Source organism: Luteipulveratus flavus, from assembly GCF_029439465.1.
Lineage (GTDB): Bacteria > Actinomycetota > Actinomycetes > Actinomycetales > Dermatophilaceae > Luteipulveratus > Luteipulveratus flavus.
Genome location: NZ_JAROAV010000004.1, coordinates 37,042 through 57,011, shown reverse-complemented (window position 1 = coordinate 57,011; position 19,970 = coordinate 37,042). Strand labels below are relative to the sequence as shown.

Below are 19,970 nucleotides of genomic sequence, written 5' to 3'. Positions count from 1 at the left end.
GCGCCGCGGCAGACGGCTCGTACTTCGGGGGGCGCACTGACCGGCGCCGACCCGACCGACGACCGCCCACACCCGACGCTGCCCGGCCAGCGTATCCGCCCTCGATCGACCACGTGTCGTTTAGGTCTCGACTGGGTATGAGGCGCAGTTCACATCTCACGGACCGAGAACGATCGGCGGCGAAGGACGTGGAAACCGGTGGCGGAGGGCGTGGGATTCGAACCCACGAAGCCGGGGTAACCGACTTAGCGGTTTTCAAGACCGCCGCACTAGGCCACTATGCGAGCCCTCCGTTCGCCCGGTCCGCCCGAGCGAGCGCGTCCATCGTAGACGTCCGTCCGAGGCCCGGGTGCACACGAGGACCACTCGCCGTGATGGCGCCGTTGTTAGTGTCGTCGCAAACGACGAGAGGAGCACGACATGGGCAAGTTGTCCTTCCTGATCGGGGTCGGTGCCGGCTATGTGCTGGGCGCACGAGCCGGCAAGCAGCGTTACGAGCAGATCAAGACCCAGGCCAACAAGGTGTGGGAGAACCCCTCGGTGCAGAACAAGGTCGGGGACGTGACCGACCAGGTGAAGTCGAAGGCGCCGGCCGCACGCAGCGCGGCCGAGTCCGCCGCGACGAAGGCCGCCACGAAGGTGGGCCTGAAGGACTCCTCGAGCGACACCGGCGCCTCGGATGCGCCGACCGCAGCGACCGATCTGTCCGGCCGCAGTCGGCCCTGAGGCGCCCCACGGCGTACCGTGGTCCGCTCGGCACGCGGAAGAACCGCGACACGACGCGGAATTCTGTCGCGTGCCGACGCGAAATCTGCGCTGAACTGCCGTAGTTTCAAACCCGGGCCAGCAATGGCTCACCGTTCAACCTTCAGAACAGGACCTTTCATGAACCGCACTGACCTCGCCAGCACCATCGCCCAGCGCACGGGGGTGAGCGTCAAGGACGCCAACACCGTGATCACGGGCCTGAACGACGTCATCCTCGAGGCCGTCGGCCGCGGCGAGAAGATCCAGCTGCCGGGTCTGCTCACCATCGAGGTCGTCGACCGCGCCGCGCGCACCGGTCGCAACCCGCAGACGGGTGAGGAGATCCAGATCGCCGCGTCGAAGGCCGCCAAGGTCAGCGCCGGCAGCAAGCTGAAGGCCGCCGCAAAGGGCTGATCCACTCGCATCGAGACGGCCCGCGTCCCCTCCTGGGGGACGCGGGCCGTCTCGTTGGTGCTGGGTCAGATGAACAGCGCCGGGTCGGTGTACGGGTCGTACGCCGGCTCGGGGAACCGCACCTTCGCCGGGATCCCGGTCGCCACCGCCTGCGGTGGGACGTCCTTGACCACGACGGCGTTCGCTCCGATCTGGGCACCGTCGCCGACGCGGACCGGGCCGAGGACACGGGCACCGGCGCCGATGGTGACGCCGTCGCCGACGGTCGGGTGCCGCTTGACCCGCTGCAGCGACCGGCCGCCCAGGGTGACGCCGTGGTAGAGCATGACGTCGTCACCGACCTCGGCGGTCTCGCCGATCACCACACCCATGCCGTGATCGATGAAGAAGCGCCGGCCGATGGTGGCGCCGGGGTGGATCTCCACTCCTGTCACCGCCCGTGCCGTCTGGGAGAGCAGACGCGCCGGAAGCCGCCAGCTGCCGCCTTTGGACCACATGCGGTGCGCGAGCCGGTGCGACCACACGGCGTGCAGGCCCGGCGACGCCAGCGCCATCTCCAGGCGGGACTCCACGGCCGGGTCGCGGGCGATCGCTGCGTCCAGGTCGGAGCGGATGTGAGCGACGGCGCGACGCACGGTCTGCGTCACGCTCTTGCTCGCAGCTCCGCCGGTCAGCAGCGCGTCGGCACCCATTGCGTCAGTCAACCAGGCCCTCGAACAGGATCGTCGACAGGTAGCGCTCGCCGAACGACGGGATGATCACGACGATGGTCTTGCCGGCGTTCTCCGGGCGCCGCGCGACCTGGTCGGCGGCGGCGAGTGCGGCACCGGAGGAGATGCCCACCAGAAGCCCCTCCTCCGTCGCGGCCTTGCGCGCCCACTCCACCGAGGTGGCGGCGTTGATGTCGATGACCTCGTCGTAGATGTCACGGTCGAGGATCTCGGGGACGAAGTTGGCGCCGATGCCCTGGATCTTGTGCGGGCCGGGCTGACCGCCGTTGAGGATCGGGGACTCCTCCGGCTCGACGGCGATCATCTGCACCCCGGGCTTGCGACCCTTGAGGACCTGGCCGACGCCGGTGATGGTGCCGCCGGTGCCGATGCCGGCGATGACGATGTCGACCTCGCCGTCGGTGTCCTTCCAGATCTCCTCCGCCGTGGTGCGGCGGTGAACCTCGGGGTTGGCCTCGTTGGCGAACTGGCGGGCGAGGATCGCGCCCTCGCGCTGAGCGACGATCTCGTCGGCCTTGTCGACCGCACCCTGCATGCCCTTGGCGCCCTCGGTGAGGACGAGCTCGGCACCGAAGGCCTTCAGCAGCGCCCGCCGCTCCTTCGACATCGTCTCCGGCATCGCGAGGACGACGTCGTAACCCTTGGCCGCACCGACCATGGCGAGGGCGATGCCGGTGTTGCCGGACGTCGCCTCGACGATCGTGCCGCCGGGCTTCAGTGCGCCGGCATCCTCGGCCGCCTTCACGATGGCGGCACCGATGCGGTCCTTGACCGACGCCGCAGGGTTGCTGAACTCCAGCTTGGCCGCGACGGTCGCGTCCGAGGAGATGATGCGGTTGATACGCACCAGGGGTGTGTTGCCGATGGCCTGGGTCACGTCGTCGAGGATGGGCACTGCTACCGCCTTCGCTGGAGTACGTCGAGCCCGCGACAACCGCAGGCGTCTTATGCCTATTCCAACAGCAGGTTATTGATACTGCAACCGTGGTTCGCTCAGTGCGACGGCTGGGCTACCGGGGCGGGGAGCTCCCCGACGTACAGATCCGGGACGACGGCTCCGAGGGCGGTGGCGAGCTCGGTCCGCAGGACGTCGCCGTCCCGTCCGCCGCGTACCGGGCAGAGGTGGGTGAACGGCGGCAGCTCCTCCCAGGTCTCGTACGTCATGCTGCCCCGCTGCTCGTGGGACGGCGCTGCGACGGCGATCCCGACAGGGGCGTTGGAGCGTGCCCGGTCCTGGCTGACGACGACCGCGACGGCAGCCACCTCGTCCCAGGTGAAGCGCCAGCCCGAGATCCCGGTGAGGCGCATCCCCACACCGTCGACCTCGATGCGGCGGGTGAGGTCGAGCAGCACGGTGCTCAGGCCGGCGACCGCGAAGAGGAGGAACAGGACACCGAAGCCTCCCGCCAGCAGCCGCGGCCACACCTGATCGACGCCTCGCCCGGTCACGGAAGCGAGCAGCAGTGCGCCGCCGAGGACGAGGACGCAGGCGGAGACCGTGCCGATGGCCAGGGCTGCCCAGAGGCGGCCCGTCGCGACCCGGCGTCGACGGACGCCCGATGGTCGAAGGTGCGGCGCCGGCACCGGGACCCGGACGTCAGCGCCGACCGGCGGCGCACCTTCCGGCGGCGCGCTGACCGGCCGTACCGGGTCCGGCGCCCGATGCGGGTACGGCTGCTCGGGCGTGGCGCCGGCAGGACCGACGAGCAGGTCGGGGGCGAACGTCGCCAGCGCCGCGACCAGCTCGCCGGCCGCCTCGTCCGTGCGGCGGGACGGAGGGAGGGCGTACACGTGGGTGAAGGGCGGTACGCGGCCGGTCGCGATCTGACGCCCCCTCACCAGCCGAGGGTCGCTCACCGCGAGCGCCAGCGCCGGGGTCCCGCCACCCGCGGCAGGCACGACCGCCAGGCCCGACAGCTCGGACCACCGGAAGCCCCAGCGGCCCGAGCCGGTGGTCCGGACACCCTCCACGTCCACGACCAGGCGGACCGACGACCCGGTCCTGAGCATCGCGACACCCGGCGCGAGCAGCAGGAGCGCGAACGCGGCCCCGATCGCCCGCCCACCCCGTCCGGAGTCACCGGTGAGCACCACCGTCCAGATGAGGTGGAAGCCCAGCGCGAGCATGCCGAGGCCGAACCAGAGGACGCCCGTGGGCTTCCACGGAACGAGGGTGATCGATCGGCGTGGGAGCCCGGACGGTCGACGAGCCGGGTCGGGCACGGGGAGGGCGTACTCCAGGCGTCGCGGCGCCGGCTCGTACGCCGGCGCCGGAGCGTCGGTCGTGGTCTGGTCGGCCGACACGTCCACCCAGGTCGAGTGCGGGACCACGTCCGCGACGGCCTCCCACCGTCCCGGCGCGACCTCGACGACCTCGAGCGGCGGCCGTCCGCGCAGCCACACCCACCAGACAAAGGCGACGACGAGCACGACGGGCGCGAACCGCGTACCCACGTCCAGCAGCACCCCGCAGGCGGCCACCACGCCCAGGGCCAGGAGCCACCCCACCCTCGGGGTGACACGCGGGCGCTGCAGCTCGCGCAGGCCCACCACCAGCGCGGCGACCAGGACGACCATCCCGAGCCAGGGCGCCTTCGACAGGTCGAGACCGACCGCGCTCACGGCGGCCAGCAGGCCGATGGCGCCGAGCAGGTACGGCCCCAGGTACGGCAGCGCGAGGTGGTTGCGACCCTTGGGCCGGAAGTAGGGATGGAGTCTCACCGAGCCGCCCTCGTCCGATGCGCACCTCCCCGGTGCGCGACACGGGGCGAGGGTAGCGGCGGGTGCGTACGTCGGGCGCCGGGGCAAAGGGTCGCCTCAACAGTTACCGAGCGGTAACAAATGGTTAGACTGCTCGTCATGTCCGCACTTCAGATCGTCGCCGCGGTCGTCACGATCCCGGTCACGCTCGTCGCCATCGGGTTGTTCGTGCGCGCCATCGCCACGATGGCCTCGACGTACCGCCTCGGCCAGCCGGATCGCCGCACCGACCGGCCCGGCGCTCGCACCTGGACGCTGATCCGGGAGTTCCTCGGCCACACCCGCATGTCACGGCTCCCGGTCGTCGCGGTCGCCCACTGGTTCACGATGGTCTCGTTCGGGGTGCTGTTCCTGACGCTGGTCAACGCGTTCGGGCAGGTCTTCGAGCCGGACTGGGCTCTCCCGCTGATCGGCCACTTCTTCCTGTACGAGTGGGTCACCGAGCTCTTCGCGGTCACCGGCCTGCTCGGCATCCTGACCCTGATGTGGGTCCGCCGGAAGAACCACCCGGGCCGCAACCCCAGCCCGCAGGGCCGCTACTCGCGGTTCTTCGGCTCCACCTTCTGGCAGGCGTACTACGTCGAGCTGACGATCCTCGGGGTCGCCCTGTGCATCACCGTGCTGCGCGGCCTGGAGTACGCCCACGAGGACGTGACCGGCGGCGACCACGCCAACGCGCTGCACTTCCCGTTCACCTTCGGGCTCGGCGAGCTGTTCTCCGGCATGTCCAAGGACTCGATCGAGCAGTTGATCGTGGTCGTCGCGGCCATCAAGATCCTGATCTCCTTCGCCTGGATGATCACCATCTCGCTCAACGTCACGATGGGCGTGGCCTGGCACCGCTTCCTGGCGTTCTTCAACATCTGGTTCAAGCGGCACGCCGACGGTCGTACGTCGCTGGGCGCCCTGCAGCCGATGAAGGTCGCCGGTGAGCCGGTCGACTTCGACAACCTCGACGAGCTGATGGAGGACGACTCCGACGAGGTCAGCCTCGGCGTCGGCACGGTCGACGACTTCACCTGGAAGGGCCTGCTCGACTTCTCCACCTGCACCGAGTGCGGCCGCTGCCAGTCGCAGTGCCCCGCCTGGAACACCGAGAAGCCGCTGTCGCCCAAGCTGCTCATGATGACGCTGCGCGACCACGCGAACGCCCAGGCGCCCTACCTCAAGGCTGCGTCGAACGGCGGTGCGCCCGAGGGTGCGGACGCCCCCGCCGCCGTGACGACCGCGCTGATCGGCGACACCTCGTACGACCTCAGCGCGCCGCTGACCGCGTACAACCCGCACGGGCCGGACGCCGTCATCGATCAGGACGTCCTGTGGTCGTGCACGACGTGTGGTGCGTGCGTCGAGCAGTGCCCCGTCGACATCGAGCACGTCGACCATATTGTTGATATGCGCCGCTACCAGGTTCTCATCGAGTCGGCGTTCCCGAGCGAGCTCGGCGGCCTGTTCAAGAACCTCGAGAACAAGCAGAACCCGTGGGGCATGTCCGCGCGGGCGCGCCTGGACTGGGCCAAGGACCTGCCGTTCGAGGTCAAGGTCATCGGATCCGACATCGAGTCGGCCGACGAGGTCGACTGGCTGTTCTGGGTCGGGTGCGCAGGCGCGTACGAGGACCGCGCGAAGAAGACCACCCGCGCGGTGGCCGAGCTGCTGCACACCGCCGGCGTCGACTTCGCCGTGCTGGGCGACGGCGAGACCTGCACCGGCGACCCGGCCCGGCGCGCCGGCAACGAGATGCTCTTCCAGATGCTGGCGTCCCAGAACGTCGAGGTGCTGAACGAGTCGAAGGCGAAGAAGATCGTCGTCACCTGTGCGCACTGCTTCAACACCATCAAGAACGAGTACCCGCAGCTGGGCGGCGAGTACGAGGTCGTGCACCACACGCAGCTGCTGAACCGCCTGGTGCGCGAGAAGAAGCTCGTCCCGGTCGCGCGCCCGGACGAGGCGGACTCCTCGGGCGCGGCCTCGACGGCGTCCTCGGTGACCTACCACGACCCGTGCTACCTCGGCCGGCACAACGGCGTGTACGCCCCGCCGCGCGAGCTCATCGGCGCGCTGCCGGGCGTGGAGTACCGCGAGATGGAGCGCTCGGGCGAGAAGTCGTTCTGCTGCGGCGCCGGCGGTGCCCGCATGTGGATGGAGGAGAAGCTCGGCTCGCGGATCAACCTCAACCGCACCCAGGAGGCCATCGACACCGGCGCCGACCGGATCGCCATCGGCTGCCCGTTCTGCCGGGTGATGATGACCGACGGCCTTACGGCCAAGCAGTCCGAGGGTGAGGCCCGCGAGCAGGTCGAGGTGGTCGACGTCGCGAACATGCTGCTGGCCGCCGTCCGTCGCGGCGAGGAGCCCGTCACCGCCGACGCCTGACCGCCCGCGTACGAACGGCCCGCCACGACCCGTCGTGGCGGGCCGTCGGCGTTCGTGGTGCCGCTCGGGTCAGTCGCGGTGGCGGGAGGCGTACGAGGCCTGCTTGGCCCGGTTGCCGCACACCGCCATCTGGCACCAGCGGCGCTTCCCCGTGCTCAGGAACAGCCAGCCGCAGCCCACGCCGGGGCAGGTACGGACCTCGTCCCGCTGAGGCGAGGTGAGCAGGTCGGACGCCGTGATCAGCAGGGCCTCCAGCGGGTCGCGCAGGTCCGCCTGGGCCGGCAGGGACCAGGCGATCCGGTCGCCGTCCCGGTCGAGGCGCTGGCGACCGCGGGCGGTCGCGGCTGCGGCGGCGACCCGCTCGAAGGGGGCACGTCCGGCGCGCCCGGTGAGCACGGCGTACAGGTCGGCGCGCAGGGTGCGGGTCCGGTCGAGGACCTCGGCCGCTGCGTCTCGATCACGGGCGGCCTTGCGGATCAGCCGTTCCGCGCGCTCCCGGGAGATCACCCCGGTCGAGTGACCCAAGGTCGCGAGGTAGGCGTAGTCGCGCAGGTACTCCTGCCGGTCGTCGAACGGCTCGCCCCAGCCGGACCGGGTGTTGCACAGCTCCAGGGCCGGGTGGCCCCCGATCGGCTTGGGCAGCACCCGACCGTCGACCGTGACCCACCACGTCGCCATGCGTTCTCCCACTCGCGCGCTGGTCCTCGCTCACACTCACGCCCTTGACGGACGGCAGCCTAACCGCTTGTGTGAGATAACCAGTTATCTTCGATTCACGGTTAGGACAGGCACATGAGGAGAGCACTCGCCGCCGCACTGCTGCTGGGGGTCGCCGCCACGGGCACCGTCGCAGGAGCCGGGACACCCGCGGTCGCGGCCGATCCGGGCTGGCACCCGGTCAAGGAGTCCTGGCAGCCGTATCCCGAGGGTGACCTCACCCTGCCTGCCGCGAAGTACTGCGGCTCCTTCGATCTGACGCTGAGCGCGGTGGAGCAGAACGTGAAGGTCAAGGTGCTGAGCCGTTGGGACGACGGCACGCCGCGCACCGAGAAGTACACGGGGCTGCTCCTGAGCCGAGCGACCAACACCAGCACCGGCGCCTCGACGGTGCTCAACCTGAGCGGCACCGCGCACACCCTCTACCGCATCGACGGCTCCCTGCAGACGTACACCGCCACGGGGCCGGTCGGAGTGGGGTGGGCCGCGGGCAACGGGCCGGAGCTGGCACAGGGGTACTACCGGTTCACGGGCTACCACGTCGTGACCTACGGGGAGGACGGGGTGAAGCACCTGACGACCGACCGCGGGCAGGAGATCGACGTGTGCAACCTCGTGTCGTGATCCACACCCCGGCTCGCGCCGACCGTTTCGTCCACAGGTGACGTCCGTCTAGATCGCTCGAATCTCGTTGTGCGGCACTGTCTTCCGCATGACAGACGACGCCGAGCAGATCCGCTCCGCCGCGCGAGCCGTCGACCGGATCGCCCGCGACACCCGTAGCGCCTGGCGTGTGCTCGGAAGCGGGACGCACGTCGCATGGTCGGGGTCCAGCGCCGACCGCTACCGGGACCGGCTCGCCGATCACCGGCGCGACCTGTCCGACTGCGTACGCAGCCTGGAGGACCTGCGGCGGCAGCTGTACGCGCACGCCCGGGCGGTCGAGCGTCACGAGTCGGTCATCGCAACGGCGCTGAAGCACGTGACCCGCCTTCCCGGGACAAGGATGGCGCGGTGAGCGGGGCGACGCTCTCGGTCACGGCGCAGTACGGCGAGCTGCGTGAACGAGCCACGGTCGTGCGTACGGGTGGTGGGTTCGAGGTGACCTCGGAGCACATCGGGTCGGCCGCTCCTCCTCGCTGCATCGTTCGTCGTGAGGTCGCGAGTCTGCTCGACGCGGTGCACGGTCTCGTCCGCCGGCCGGCCGTTCCCGAGACAACCTCCGACGGTGCGGGGCCGCCGTACGCCTCCGCCGGTGACGTCTCCACCGCCGGCGCCGCCTCCGCAGCCTCAGGCGTCGCGGTGGAGGACGTTCCTCTGCTGACGTCACTCGTCCGGCGCGGCGCTGCCGATGAGCTCGCCGAGGCGCTGCGCGTATGCGGTATGCCGGTGCTGCCCCCCTGGCTGGCCGAGGCGGCGTTCGGTCTCGACGGCGTGCTCAGCTGCGAGGTCTCGGCCGGCGACCGGCACGGCCGGATCGACGTGCAGCTGCTGAGGTCGACGTGGGTCCGGCTGCGGCTCGACCGCGAGCACCGCGTCCACGCCGAACGGCTCGCCGTGGCCGACGTCCGCCGCCTCCTCACCTCGGCGTGCACCACCTGGCTGCTGCCCGCGACCGTCGGCGCGGCGGCGTGAACGAGATCGAGCGCGGGGGCGGCGATCAGTCGAGCCGGACCTCGGACACCACCAGCATGCGTTCTGCCGCCGGCACCCTGGACCGCGCCGGCCGCGCCGTCACCCTCCTCGACGGCGCGGTCGGTCGCGTCATCACCCACCTCCCCGCCACGAGCGGCCTCGTCGCACCGTCGACCGGCTGGCTGGTGGCGCAGACGACACTCGGGCTCACGATCGGCGACGACAGCCTCGGATCCGTCGGTGCCCGTCTGGGCGCCCTCGCTCGTGGTCTGCGGTACGCGGCGTGGGCGTACGACAACGCCGAGACCCTCGCGCGGGGTGGGTTCTGCGTCATCGGGCCCGACGGCTCGGTCGCCGGTCTCGGGCCGGACGGCGCCCCGCTTCCCCTCATCCCCGTGGAGGGTGTCCTCTCGCTGCTGCTGGCTGACGCGCAGTCGGGTCCCCGGTTCGTGGCCGCCTCGGCCGACCCCGCGGCGGTTCGCGATCAGTGGCTCGCCCTGACGCCGGCGCAGCGCACCGAGCTCATCACCGCCGACGCCCACCACATCGGCAACCTGGCCGGCATCCCCACGGTCGATCGGGACCGTGCCAACCGGATCATGCTGCAGCGCGACCGGGCCGCCGGCGAGGCGCTGTTCCGCGCCCACGGGGTCACACCGCCGACGACGATCGCACAGGTCGACGCACTCTCGACCGCCCAGCTGCGACAGCTGGGGTACCTGGACGGACCCGTCCCGCTGCGCACGCCCGGCGTCGGTGCGGTCCCAGGGTGGTCGCCGATGGTCGACGAGCGGACCCGGGGCATCGTGGCGAGGTACCGGACCGCCCTGTCGACCGCAGCGACGGCCACGCCCGGCTCGGACGGGACCCCGCGACTGGTGCAGACGTACGACTCCGGCATGTACGGGAACGAGGGCCGCGTCGCGATCGCCTTCGGCAACCCCGACCTGGCGACGTACGTCGCGCTGTGTGTCCCCGGGCTCGCCTCACGGGGCAGCAAGATGCACCAGGTCGGCGGTGACGCGCGGCGCCTGCAGGCAGAGGCCGCGCGAGGACGCCCGCCGCGCGACGTCGCCGTCATCGCCTGGCAGGGGTACGACGCGCCCGACACGGCCGACGTCGCCTCCCAGCGCAAGGCCCGCGCCGGCGCGCGGCTGCTCGCCCGCGACGTGACGGCGCTGCGGGCAGCCCACACCGGCCCGGTGAGCCTCATGGTCGTCGGCCACTCCTACGGCAGCACCACCGTCGGGCTCGCGCTGCAGAACGCCGGCCTCGCCGACCAGGTCGACCAGGTGGCGCTCATCGGCAGCCCGGGCGTGGGCGGCACCGCGCGGTCCGTGGACGATCTGCACCTGCGCCGCGACCGGGTGTTCGTGGGTTCGGCGAGCCGGGACCAGGTCACGACGAACTTCCAGTCCCTGGGTGCCGACCCGGCGAAGGACTCCTTCGGCGCCACCCGGTTCAAGGCGGAGTCCGTCGAGCGCGCCTCCGACTTCGCCGCGCCGTGGAACATGGACGACCACTCCCGCTACTACGACTCCGACCACCACTCGGAGTCCCTCTACGCGCTCGCCGACATCGTGTCGGGCCGCAAGGACCAGCTCGCCGCGCACGACATGCTCGCGCAGCCGCGCCACTCATCGGACGTCCTCCAGCTGCACGGGCCCTCGATCGACATCGACGACCCGGAGCACGACCGCACACCGACCGAAGGACATCAGCATTGAGCTCCCTGGCGACCGCATCCCGCCGTCCCCGTCGCGCACACCGGCGCCGTCTCACCCTCCTCGGGTCGTCCGCGCTCGCCGGGGTGGTGGCCGTGGCGATCCTGACGGGGTGCGGGACCGGCCGGCCCGGGCCGGCCGGGCAGAACCCGTCCGCTGCCACCACCGCGCCCGACCCGGACCGTCCCTTCCCTCAACCGCGCGGCCTGCCCCGCGAGCCCGTCGCCGCCACCGATGCGCTGCGCCTGCAGATGGTCAGTGCGTGGCGTCCTCTGCTGCGCGACAGCGGCCTGCGCTACCAGAGGGCCGGGTTCTCCACCACGATGTGGCGCGACGACCGCTACGAGGCACGCCTGACCGTGATGCTCGACGACGCCGATCCCGACGGCGTCGACATCCGCATCGCACGCGCCGCGGCATCCAACGGCTGGGGGCAGGCCGGCGTCAGCCACGGCCTGAACCTGCGCAAGGGCCCGTTCGTGCTCAGCGGGCAGTGCATCCCCGATCGCTGCAGCTACGAGATCTGGTTGGACGACCTCGAGCAGGAGATCGACCTGTCCCCGCAGCAGCAGCGCTACCGGGTCCCCGAGCTCGAGGGCTTCCTGCTCGCTCAGCCCACCGGTGCGGGTGCGCCCTCCTCCTCGACGTCGACCGCCGCGCCCCGGAACTGAGCCATGTACAGGCGGTGGTACGCCCCCTCCGTGGCGATCAGCGTCTCGTGCGAGCCCTGCTCGACGATGCGCCCGTCCTCCATCACCAGGATGATGTCGGCGTCCCGGATGGTCGAGAGCCGGTGAGCGATCACGAAGCTCGTACGGTCCGAGCGCAACGCCGCCATCGCCTGCTGGAGCAGCACCTCGGTGCGGGTGTCGACCGAGCTGGTCGCCTCGTCCAGGACCAGCATCGCCGGGTCGGCCAGGAAGGCACGCGCGATCGTGATCAGCTGCCGCTCCCCGACCGAGACGTTGCTGCCCTCCTCGTCGATGACGGTGTCGTAGCCGTCCGGCAGCGAGTGCACGAACCGGTCGACGAACGTCGCCCGCGCGGCCTCGTGGATCTGCTCCTCGGTGGCATCGAGGTTGCCGTACGCGATGTTCTCCCGGATGGTGCCGCCGAACAGCCAGGTGTCCTGCAGCACCATGCCGATCCGTTCGCGCAGCTCCGGCCGCGGCACCGAGGCGATGTCGACACCGTCCAGTGTGATGCGGCCGCCGTCCAGCTCGTAGAACCGCATGAGCAGGTTGACCAGGGTGGTCTTGCCGGCGCCGGTCGGCCCGACGATCGCGACCGTCTGGCCCGGCTCGGCCACCAGGTCCAGGTGCTGAATGAGCGGCTTGTCGCGGTCGTACCCGAAGCTCACGTCCTCGAAGGCGACGCGCCCGCGCGTCGGCGGCAGCACCGCCTCCTCGTCCACGCTCTGCTCGGGCGCGTCCAGCAGCTCGAACACCCGCTCGGCCGAGGCCACCCCCGACTGCAGGAGGTTGGCCATCGACGCCAGCTGAGCCAGTGGCTGGGTGAACTGCCGGGAGTACTGCACGAACGCCGTGACGCCACCGATGGTCATGGAGCCGCTCGCGACGCGCAGGCCGCCGACCACACAGACCACGACGTACGTCAGGTTCCCGACGAACATCATGATCGGCATCATCAGCCCCGAGATGAACTGCGCCCGGTGGCTCACGCCGCGCAGCTCCTCGTTCTTGGCGTCGAACGCCGCCTGCACCTCCGGGCGCCGGCCGAACACCGTGACGAGCTCGTGGCCGGTGAACGCCTCCTCGATCTGACCGTTCAGCTCGCCGGTGTTGGTCCACTGGGCGACGAACATCTTCTGCGAGCGCTTCATGATCTGGCCGGTGACGACCATCGCGAGCGGGATCGACACGACGGCGACCAAGGTGAGCAACGGCGAGACCGTCAGCATCATGACGAGTACGCCGACCACGGTCAGCAGAGAGAACAACAGCTGGCTGAGGGTCTGGGTCAACGACTGACCGATGTTGTCGATGTCGTTGGTCACGCGCGAGAGCAGCTCCCCTCGCGGCTGCTGGTCGAAGTAGCTCAGCGGCAGCCGGTGGATCTTGGCCTCGACGTCGTTGCGCAGCCGCTGCACGGTCGCCTGCACCGCGTCGTTGAGCAGCCAGCTCTGGGCGTACTGGAAGATCGCCGCCACCGCGAAGAGCGTCAGCACGATCAGCAGGATCCGGCCGACCGCACCGAAGTCGATGCCGACCCCGGGGATCAGGTCCATCGCCGCGACCATGTCGGCGAACGTGCCCTGTCCCCGCGCGCGCAGGCCCTCGACCACGGCGTCCTTGCTCTGGCCCGCGGGCAGCTGCTGGCCGATCGCGCCAGCGAAGATCTTGTCGACCGCGTGCCCGGTGATGCGCGGGCCGATCACGTTGAGCACCACCGCCGTCACGGTGAGCGCGAGGACGGCGTACATCCGCACGCGCTGCGGCCGCAGCAGGCCGATCAGACGCTTGGCCGACGGCTTGAAGTTCATCGACTTGTCCGTCGGGCCCATCGCCGCGAACGGTCCGCCGCCGACCCTCGTCGTACGACGCGGGACCGCCATCTGCTTCGCCGGCGCTTTCTCCTCGGTCGCCACCGATCGCTCGTCCGCGGTCATGCCCACGGTCGCGCTCGGTCGTCCTCCGCTCCGGCCGGGTGCTCGTACCTCGCCCCCAGCCTTCGCTGCGTCCTCCTCGCCGCTCATGCCGCCACCTCCTCGGCCGCCTGCGACGCCACGATCTCCTGGTACGTCTCGCACGTCTCGAGCAGCTCCTCGTGAGTGCCGCGGCCGACCACCAGTCCGTCGTCCAGGACGACGATCTGGTCGGCGTCGGTGATCGTCGAGACCCGCTGGGCCACGATGAACACCGTCGCGTCCTTCGTGTACGGGGTCAGCGCCTTGCGCAGCCGCGCGTCCGTGGCGAGGTCGAGCGCCGAGAACGAGTCGTCGAACAGGTAGATCGACGGCCGCGCCACCAGGGCACGAGCGATGCACAGCCGCTGACGCTGACCGCCGGACACGTTCGTGCCGCCCTGGGCGATCGCGGCGTCCAGGCCGCCGTCCATCTTCTCGACGAAGCCCTTCGCCTGAGCGACCTCGAGCGCCGCCCAGAGCTCCTCGTCGGAGGCGTCCGGGTTGCCGTACCGCAGGTTCGAGGCGACCGTCCCGCTGAACAGGTACGGCTTCTGCGGGACGATCCCGAGGTGCCCCCAGAGCAGCTCGGGGTCGAGCTCGCGGACGTCCACCCCGTCGATCGTGACGCGGCCGCCCGTGGCGTCGAACAGCCGCGCCACCAGGGAGATCAGCGTGCTCTTGCCGGAGCCGGTCGAGCCGATGACGGCCACCGTCCGACCGGGCTCGGCCCGCAGGGAGACGTCCCGCAGCACCGGCACATCCGCGCCGGGGTAGCACATCGTGACGTGGTCGAGCTCGACGACGCCGCGCACCCGCTCGACGCGGACCGGTTCCGCGGGAGGCGCCACCGAGGTCTCGGTGTCCAGGACCTCACGGACGCGCTCGGCCGACACCGACGCGCGCGGGATCATCATCACCATGAAGGTCGCCATCATGACCGCCATCAGGATCTGGATCAGGTAGGTCATGTACGCAGTCAGGGACCCCACCTGCATGTCGCCGTCACCCACCCGGTGACCGCCGAACCACAGCACCGCCACGGTGGACGCGTTCATGACGAGCATGACGATCGGGAACATCGCGCCCATCAACCGGTTCACCCGACGCGACACCTCGGTCAGGTCGGCGTTCGCCCGCGTGAACCGCTGCGTCTCGTACGGCTCGCGCACGAACGCCCGGATCACCCGGACCCCCATCAGCTGCTCGCGCAGGACCCGGTTGACGCCGTCCAGCCGCTGCTGGACGAGCCGGAAGCCGGGCACCATCCGCGAGACGATCAGCCCGATCGCGACGGCCAGGACGGGCACCGCGACGACCATCAGCCAGGACAGCCCGACGTCCTCGCGCAGCGCCATCACGACGCCGCCGACCATCATGATCGGCGCCGCCACGACCATCGTGCAGCCCATCAGCACGAGCATCTGGACCTGCTGCACGTCGTTGGTCGAGCGGGTGATCAGCGACGGTGCGCCGAACTGGTTCACCTCCCGGCCCGAGAAGCGACCGACCGTACGGAAGAGGGTGGAACGGACGTCGCGGCCGAACCCGGTCGCGGTGTGCGCGCCGACGTACGTCGCACCGGCCGCCGCCACGACCTGGAGCAGCGTCACCAGCAGCATGGTCATGCCGGTGTGCCAGATGAAGTCGGTGTCGCCTCGCGAGAGGCCCTTGTCGATGATCGCCGCGTTGAGGCTGGGCAGGTAGAGCGAGGCGATCACGCTCACCAGCTGGAGCGCGACCAGCGCCGCGAGCCAGCCGCGGTAGTCGCGCAGCCGCTCGCGCAGGAGCTTCAGCAGCACAGGGGTCCCCTTGAGGTCGTCAGGGCGGATTGATTGACGATCGATGCGACGGTAGGCGATGAACCCTGCTTGAAGCCAAGAGATTTCACGGCGTCGCCTCGTGATCGGGAGCCAGCACGCCGGACAGGATCAGGTCGACGATCTCCTCCGGCGTGAGGATCTGGCCGTGGGTGATCTGCGGGTGGCTGCCCGAGAAGGACAGCAGGCGCAGGTAGGCCATCGTCTGCTCGGGGCTGGCGCGGAGCCGATGGGCGTCGGGCCGGATCAGGTCCACGAACGCGTCCTGCAGTGCGGCGTGACGATCGGCCGTGTGCCTGGGAGCGAACCGGTCCGACGGCGGTGCGGTCATCCCGAGCGCGCTCATCAGCCCGAACACGTCGCCGAACCGGCGCTGCAGCAGAGCCGCGACCTCGACCAGGCGGTCGCGCAGCGGCTGGTCGGCCGCGATCTCGGCCACCGCCTGCTCCAGCGGCGCCGGATCGAACGCCTGCGCGACCGCCGCGTCGACCAGCTCCTCCTTGCTCGCGAAGACACGGAAGATCGTGCCCTCGGCCACCCCGGCCGCCTGCGCGATCTGCCGGGTCGACGGCACGGCTCCCAGCTCGCGGATCGCGTGCAGCGTCGCCTCCACGAGTGCCGCACGACGCTCGTCCGGCGGCAGCGCCCGGGCGCGTTGTGAAATGGCGGTGGTCACCCGTTGACCATATCTGAGTGAGCACTCACTCAGAAACGCGCTTTCGGCTCGGAAACCCTGCTCCCAGGCCGACGGCACCGCGGTCAGCGTCCGCTCTTTCCGCCGGCGACGCGGCCGGTACTTCGAGCCAGCGCCGTGGTGGTAACTTCACGGCCGAGGCAGTGGGGACTGCTTTCTACTCTCACATCACCACGGGGGCATGATGAAGTTGAAGCCTGTATTTAGCATGGCCACGGCCGCGTTCACTGCAGCCGTTCTTTTGACGGCGGCGAGCGGGACGGCGCAGGCCGGCGACGCCGAGGTCGCGGCCAAGGCGAGCGAGCAGATCGTAGCCACCGCGGACCGGTCCGCGGAAACTGCGGGGGAGGTCCGCGACGCCGAAGACCGGAGTGACGTCTCGGTGAGCAGCAGCGATGGGTCCGTCGCCATGGACGGGGTCACCATGCGCACCGACGTCGAGGACACGGCGGTCGAGCAGGTGTCCGGGTCGGTGGTTCAGACCGGCTCTGACGACATGGCGATCGTCACGCGCGAGCACGAAGAAGGCGCCCAGACCATGGTCGTCCTGCAATCTCCGGACAGCCCGCGGTCGGTGTCCTTCACGTTCGACCAAGGAGCCACCCTCAGAATGGCTCGCGACCTCGGAGTCGAGAGCGACGAAGTGCTGGTGATGCAGGGCTCGCAGGTGCACAGTCTCATTGACAGCCCATGGGCCGTAGACGCCAACGGAAACCGGGTCGAGACGTATTACTCGGTAACGGGAAATACTCTGACGCAGCACCTGAAGCCGACCGCCGATACGGCATATCCGGTCACGATGGATCCCGACTGGGTTGGCATCGCCAAGTGTGCCGGAGCCATTGCATTGGCCGCCGGGGCCATCATTGTCCCAGGCGGCCTGGTGGCCAAGTTGATCTCCAAGGTCGGATCACTGAAGAAGGCCGCCAAGATCATCTACCGAACAGTCAAGGCGAAGAAGTACAACGATAAGGTCAAGGCGCTGCGTACCATGGCCGTCGAACTCGGTGCTTCACTGACAGGCATCGGCCTCATCGCCGACAAGTGTGGCTGATTCACGGACGAGAGGTGCGGATATGCGAGCCGTGTACCTGACAGCGGCCATTCTCGTCGTCATCGGCGGCGCCCTGTCGATCGTGACCGGTGTCATCGACGACGACGTGACGATGCTCGTGCTCGGTTTCGTCGGGTTGATCCTCGGGTCGACCTACGCCGCGAGGTATCTCAGCATCAAGCCCGGCCGGAAGAGCTGACCGGGCGCGTCCGGGCCGGTCGCGTGAGGGTGAGGCGGTCGTCGACCGCCTCACCCTCACGCGTAACAGCAGCGGGTCAGGCCAGACCCTGCTGCTTCAGGAAGTCCTCTGCAACCTTGTCGGGGTCCTTCTTGTCGACCGTCACCTGCTTGAGCATCTCGCTGAGGTTCTGCGTCGTGAGCTTGGCCTGCACCGCGTTCAACGCCGCGCTGACCTGCGACTCGTTCGCCTTGGCGACCAGCGGCACGATGTTGTCCGAGCCGAACAGCTTCTTCGGGTCGTCCAGCACGACGAAGTTGTTCTCGGCGATCGCGGGGTCGGTGCTGAAGATGTTCGCGGCGTCGGCCTGGCCGTTCTTCAGCGCCTGGACGACGGCCGAGGACTTCAGCGGCCGGAACGACTTCGGCGTGAAGCCGTACGCCGACTTCAGGCCGACCAGGCCCTGCTCGCGTCCCTTGAACTCCGGCGGCGCGGCGACCGTGATGTCGTTCTGGTGCTTGGCCAGGTCGGCGATCGACTTCAGCTGGTACTTGTCGGCGGTCTTCTTGCTGACGACCATCGAGTTCTTGTCCTCGGCCGCCGACTTGTCCAGGACCACCTGGTTCGCCGGCAGCTTGGTCTTGAGCGCGGCGTACACCTGGTCGGGGTCCTTCGCCGTCGCCGACTTGTCCAGGTAGGTCAGCAGCGAACCGGTGTACTCCGGCATCACCTGGATCGACCCGTCCTTCAACGCCGTGAGGTACGCCTCGCGCGCGCCGATCGGGTCGGTCGCCGAGGCGTTGACGCCCTTGGCCTTCAGCGCGCCGGCGTAGAGCTGGGCGAGCAGCTGGGACTCGGGGAAGTCGGCGGCGCCGACCTTGATGGCGCCCGCGGGTGCCGAGCCGCCTCCCGCGCCGGAGCTGGCGGAACCGCCACCGGCGCCACCACCCGTTCCGCTCTGCAGCGGGTTGTCGTCGCCGCCCCCGCAGCCGGTCACGGTCAGCGTGACGACGGCGGCCAGGGCCATGAGAGTGCGCTTCATGACGGTCTTCCTTCGTTGATGGATCAGGAACGAGCGTTCGTGGGGCCGAGGGCGGCCGCGGCGGGCGTGGCGTCGGCCCGCCGGTTGCGGCGCGTACGCGTACGGGTGGTCCGCAGACCCGGTGAGACGACGAGGCGCTGCACCACCCCGAGCAGCAGGTCGGCCGCCAGGGCCAGGACCGCGACGAGGACGGACGCGCCGGCCGCGGCGTCGTACTCGTTCAGCGCGATGCCGTCCCGCAGGAAGGCGCCGAGCCCGCCGAGCCCGATGTACGCGGCGATGGTCGCCGTCGCGATCACCTGCAGGGTCGCGCTGCGCAGCCCGGAGAAGATCAGCGGCAGCGCGTTCGGCAGCTCGACCTGGCGCAGCACCTCGCCGCCGGTCATCCCCATCCCGCGGGCGGCGTCGCGGGCGGCCGGATCGACCTCGCGCACCCCGGAGTACGCGCCGGCCAGCAGCGGCGGGATCGCCAGGATGGTGAGGACGATGATGCTCGGCACCAGGTAGGGCAGGTCGGTGTCCCCGGTGAACTTGCTGCTCAGCAGCATCGACGCGGCGAACAGCAGACCCAGGCTCGGCACGGCCCGCAGCGAGTTGGCCGCCGTGACCAGCCACGACGCCCGCCCGGAGTGGGCGATCCAGGTGCCGAGCGGCAGCGCGATCACCCCAGCGATCAGCAAGGACAGCCCGGAGTACCAGAGGTGCTGGACGAGCCGGTGGGTGATGCCGTCGTCACCCGACCAGTTCGCCCCGTCGGTCAGCCAGGTCCAGATCTGGTTGATCATGCGACACACGCCTTCTGCCACGGCGTGAGCAGGCGGGTGACCACCTGGATGATCACGTCGAAGACGATCGCCAGCAGGATGCAGCTCACCAGGCCGACCCAGATCTCCGTCCAGTACTGCCGGTCGTACCCGCTGGTGAGGTAGATCCCGAGGTTGGAGACCCCGATCAGGGAGGCGACGCTGACGATGCTCACGTTGCTGACCGCCGCGACCCGCAGCCCGGAGGCGATGACCGGCGTGGCCAGCGGGAGGTCGACGGCGAGGAAGCGGCGGGCCGGCGCGTACCCCATCGCGGTGGCCGCCTGGGTCGCGGCGTTCGGGACCGCCTCCAGCGCGTCGGCCACCGTCCTGACCAGCAGGGCGAGCGTGTAGATCGTCATCGCGACGATGACGTTGACGCGGGCGATGATGCTGGTGCCCAGCACGACCGGCATGAGGACGAAGAGCGCCAGCGACGGGATCGTGTAGAGCAGCCCGGACCCGCCCAGCAGCGGCGGTTTGAGCCACCGCACCCGCGCCGCGAGCCAGCCGAGCGGCAGCGCGATCAGCAACCCGAGCACCAGCGGTACGCCCGCGAGGATCGTGTGCTGCCAGGCGCGTTCCATGATCTGCGACCAGTGGTCACTGACGTACGACCAGTCCATCGTCG

The 19,970-nt window shown here is 70.1% G+C and carries 20 protein-coding genes and 1 tRNA gene; 10 read left to right on the top strand and 11 right to left on the bottom strand.

What is annotated here, in order from left to right; all coding sequences use genetic code 11:
* Positions 1-199: 199 nt before the first annotated feature.
* Positions 200-292, bottom strand: a tRNA-Ser gene (locus P4R38_RS01065).
* A 128-nt stretch (positions 293-420) separates the two neighbouring features.
* On the opposite strand from P4R38_RS01065, the gene P4R38_RS01060 reads away from it, so the two are divergent.
* Positions 421-726 (top strand): hypothetical protein, encoded by a 306-nt coding sequence (locus tag P4R38_RS01060; protein WP_275237140.1) that lies wholly within the window; start codon positions 421-423, stop codon positions 724-726.
* A 159-nt stretch (positions 727-885) separates the two neighbouring features.
* The gene (locus P4R38_RS01055) at positions 886-1,161 is read left to right on the top strand and encodes an HU family DNA-binding protein (protein ID WP_275237139.1); all 276 of its coding nucleotides are present in this window, start codon (positions 886-888) and stop codon (positions 1,159-1,161) included.
* A 65-nt stretch (positions 1,162-1,226) separates the two neighbouring features.
* On the opposite strand, the gene epsC is transcribed toward P4R38_RS01055, so the two are convergent.
* The 3 genes from epsC to P4R38_RS01040 all read right to left on the bottom strand — a co-directional run bounded on the left by epsC (position 1,227) and on the right by P4R38_RS01040 (position 4,613).
* Positions 1,227-1,853, bottom strand: coding sequence for a serine O-acetyltransferase EpsC (epsC, locus tag P4R38_RS01050; RefSeq protein WP_277190614.1), 627 nt, complete (start codon positions 1,851-1,853; stop codon positions 1,227-1,229).
* Between the two features lie 4 nt (positions 1,854-1,857).
* Complete coding sequence (cysK, locus tag P4R38_RS01045) at positions 1,858-2,787, bottom strand: cysteine synthase A (protein WP_277190613.1); 930 nt, start codon at positions 2,785-2,787, stop codon at positions 1,858-1,860.
* Between the two features lie 98 nt (positions 2,788-2,885).
* On the bottom strand, positions 2,886-4,613 hold the full coding sequence (locus tag P4R38_RS01040) for a hypothetical protein (protein ID WP_277190612.1): 1,728 nt from the start codon (positions 4,611-4,613) through the stop codon (positions 2,886-2,888).
* A gap of 138 nt (positions 4,614-4,751) precedes the next feature.
* Between P4R38_RS01040 and P4R38_RS01035 the strand changes: the two genes are divergently transcribed.
* Complete coding sequence (locus P4R38_RS01035; protein ID WP_277190611.1) at positions 4,752-7,028, top strand: (Fe-S)-binding protein; 2,277 nt, start codon at positions 4,752-4,754, stop codon at positions 7,026-7,028.
* A 69-nt stretch (positions 7,029-7,097) separates the two neighbouring features.
* On the opposite strand, the gene P4R38_RS01030 is transcribed toward P4R38_RS01035, so the two are convergent.
* A complete protein-coding gene (locus P4R38_RS01030) occupies positions 7,098-7,706 on the bottom strand; it encodes a CGNR zinc finger domain-containing protein (RefSeq protein ID WP_277190610.1) in 609 nt (202 codons plus the stop codon).
* A 114-nt stretch (positions 7,707-7,820) separates the two neighbouring features.
* On the opposite strand from P4R38_RS01030, the gene P4R38_RS01025 reads away from it, so the two are divergent.
* The 5 genes from P4R38_RS01025 to P4R38_RS01005 all read left to right on the top strand — a co-directional run bounded on the left by P4R38_RS01025 (position 7,821) and on the right by P4R38_RS01005 (position 11,775).
* Positions 7,821-8,369 (top strand): hypothetical protein, encoded by a 549-nt coding sequence (locus P4R38_RS01025; protein ID WP_277190609.1) that lies wholly within the window; start codon positions 7,821-7,823, stop codon positions 8,367-8,369.
* Between the two features lie 88 nt (positions 8,370-8,457).
* Positions 8,458-8,763: a WXG100 family type VII secretion target gene (locus P4R38_RS01020; protein ID WP_277190608.1), complete on the top strand. Its 306-nt coding sequence runs from the start codon at positions 8,458-8,460 to the stop codon at positions 8,761-8,763.
* Entirely contained in the window at positions 8,760-9,380 is a 621-nt protein-coding gene (locus P4R38_RS01015; protein WP_277190607.1) for a hypothetical protein, read from the top strand. Before P4R38_RS01020 ends, P4R38_RS01015 begins: the two co-directional genes overlap by 4 nt.
* Before the next feature lie 56 nt (positions 9,381-9,436).
* On the top strand, positions 9,437-11,107 hold the full coding sequence (locus P4R38_RS01010; RefSeq protein ID WP_277190606.1) for an alpha/beta hydrolase: 1,671 nt from the start codon (positions 9,437-9,439) through the stop codon (positions 11,105-11,107).
* A gap of 92 nt (positions 11,108-11,199) precedes the next feature.
* On the top strand, positions 11,200-11,775 hold the full coding sequence (locus tag P4R38_RS01005; protein WP_275237128.1) for a hypothetical protein: 576 nt from the start codon (positions 11,200-11,202) through the stop codon (positions 11,773-11,775).
* Here P4R38_RS01005 and P4R38_RS01000 read toward each other — a convergent pair.
* The 3 genes from P4R38_RS01000 to P4R38_RS00990 all read right to left on the bottom strand — a co-directional run bounded on the left by P4R38_RS01000 (position 11,715) and on the right by P4R38_RS00990 (position 16,244).
* A complete protein-coding gene (locus P4R38_RS01000) occupies positions 11,715-13,820 on the bottom strand; it encodes an ABC transporter ATP-binding protein (RefSeq protein WP_409201227.1) in 2,106 nt (701 codons plus the stop codon). The two genes, P4R38_RS01005 and P4R38_RS01000, sit on opposite strands and share 61 nt — an antisense overlap.
* Positions 13,817-15,550: an ABC transporter ATP-binding protein gene (locus P4R38_RS00995; protein ID WP_277190605.1), complete on the bottom strand. Its 1,734-nt coding sequence runs from the start codon at positions 15,548-15,550 to the stop codon at positions 13,817-13,819. The genes P4R38_RS01000 and P4R38_RS00995 overlap by 4 nt, the downstream gene beginning before the upstream one ends.
* Positions 15,551-15,635: 85 nt before the next feature.
* Positions 15,636-16,244 carry a TetR/AcrR family transcriptional regulator gene (locus P4R38_RS00990; protein WP_277190604.1) on the bottom strand — a complete coding sequence of 203 codons (609 nt, stop codon included), beginning with the start codon at positions 16,242-16,244 and terminating at the stop codon, positions 15,636-15,638.
* Between the two features lie 199 nt (positions 16,245-16,443).
* Here P4R38_RS00990 and P4R38_RS00985 point away from each other — a divergent pair, with 199 nt between their 5' ends.
* Complete coding sequence (locus P4R38_RS00985) at positions 16,444-17,316, top strand: hypothetical protein (protein ID WP_277190603.1); 873 nt, start codon at positions 16,444-16,446, stop codon at positions 17,314-17,316.
* 22 nt (positions 17,317-17,338) lie between these two features.
* Positions 17,339-17,515, top strand: a complete 177-nt coding sequence (locus tag P4R38_RS00980; RefSeq protein ID WP_275237124.1) for a hypothetical protein — start codon at positions 17,339-17,341, stop codon at positions 17,513-17,515.
* 76 nt (positions 17,516-17,591) lie between these two features.
* On the opposite strand, the gene P4R38_RS00975 is transcribed toward P4R38_RS00980, so the two are convergent.
* Genes P4R38_RS00975 through P4R38_RS00965 form a run of 3 tightly spaced genes read right to left on the bottom strand, consistent with a single transcriptional unit; the run spans position 17,592 to position 19,965 of the window.
* Positions 17,592-18,536 (bottom strand): ABC transporter substrate-binding protein, encoded by a 945-nt coding sequence (locus P4R38_RS00975; RefSeq protein WP_277190602.1) that lies wholly within the window; start codon positions 18,534-18,536, stop codon positions 17,592-17,594.
* Between the two features lie 23 nt (positions 18,537-18,559).
* Entirely contained in the window at positions 18,560-19,321 is a 762-nt protein-coding gene (locus P4R38_RS00970) for an ABC transporter permease (RefSeq protein ID WP_277190601.1), read from the bottom strand.
* Positions 19,318-19,965 (bottom strand): ABC transporter permease, encoded by a 648-nt coding sequence (locus tag P4R38_RS00965; protein WP_277190600.1) that lies wholly within the window; start codon positions 19,963-19,965, stop codon positions 19,318-19,320. Before P4R38_RS00965 ends, P4R38_RS00970 begins: the two co-directional genes overlap by 4 nt.
* Between the last annotated feature and the right edge of the window lie 5 nt (positions 19,966-19,970).

Excerpts from the sequence above, each read along its gene's own strand:
- P4R38_RS01060 (WP_275237140.1), top strand. The coding sequence starts at position 421 with ATGGGCAAGTTGTCCTTCCTGATCGGGGTCGGTGCCGGCTATGTGCTG.
- P4R38_RS01055 (WP_275237139.1), top strand. The coding sequence starts at position 886 with ATGAACCGCACTGACCTCGCCAGCACCATCGCCCAGCGCACGGGGGTG.
- epsC (WP_277190614.1), bottom strand. The coding sequence starts at position 1,853 with ATGGGTGCCGACGCGCTGCTGACCGGCGGAGCTGCGAGCAAGAGCGTG.
- P4R38_RS01035 (WP_277190611.1), top strand. The coding sequence starts at position 4,752 with ATGTCCGCACTTCAGATCGTCGCCGCGGTCGTCACGATCCCGGTCACG.
- P4R38_RS01030 (WP_277190610.1), bottom strand. The coding sequence starts at position 7,706 with ATGGCGACGTGGTGGGTCACGGTCGACGGTCGGGTGCTGCCCAAGCCG.
- P4R38_RS01025 (WP_277190609.1), top strand. The coding sequence starts at position 7,821 with ATGAGGAGAGCACTCGCCGCCGCACTGCTGCTGGGGGTCGCCGCCACG.
- P4R38_RS01020 (WP_277190608.1), top strand. The coding sequence starts at position 8,458 with ATGACAGACGACGCCGAGCAGATCCGCTCCGCCGCGCGAGCCGTCGAC.
- P4R38_RS01010 (WP_277190606.1), top strand. The coding sequence starts at position 9,437 with ATGCGTTCTGCCGCCGGCACCCTGGACCGCGCCGGCCGCGCCGTCACC.
- P4R38_RS01000 (WP_409201227.1), bottom strand. The coding sequence starts at position 13,820 with ATGAGCGGCGAGGAGGACGCAGCGAAGGCTGGGGGCGAGGTACGAGCA.
- P4R38_RS00985 (WP_277190603.1), top strand. The coding sequence starts at position 16,444 with ATGATGAAGTTGAAGCCTGTATTTAGCATGGCCACGGCCGCGTTCACT.
- P4R38_RS00980 (WP_275237124.1), top strand. The coding sequence starts at position 17,339 with ATGCGAGCCGTGTACCTGACAGCGGCCATTCTCGTCGTCATCGGCGGC.
- P4R38_RS00975 (WP_277190602.1), bottom strand. The coding sequence starts at position 18,536 with ATGAAGCGCACTCTCATGGCCCTGGCCGCCGTCGTCACGCTGACCGTG.
- P4R38_RS00970 (WP_277190601.1), bottom strand. The coding sequence starts at position 19,321 with ATGATCAACCAGATCTGGACCTGGCTGACCGACGGGGCGAACTGGTCG.
- P4R38_RS00965 (WP_277190600.1), bottom strand. The coding sequence starts at position 19,965 with ATGGACTGGTCGTACGTCAGTGACCACTGGTCGCAGATCATGGAACGC.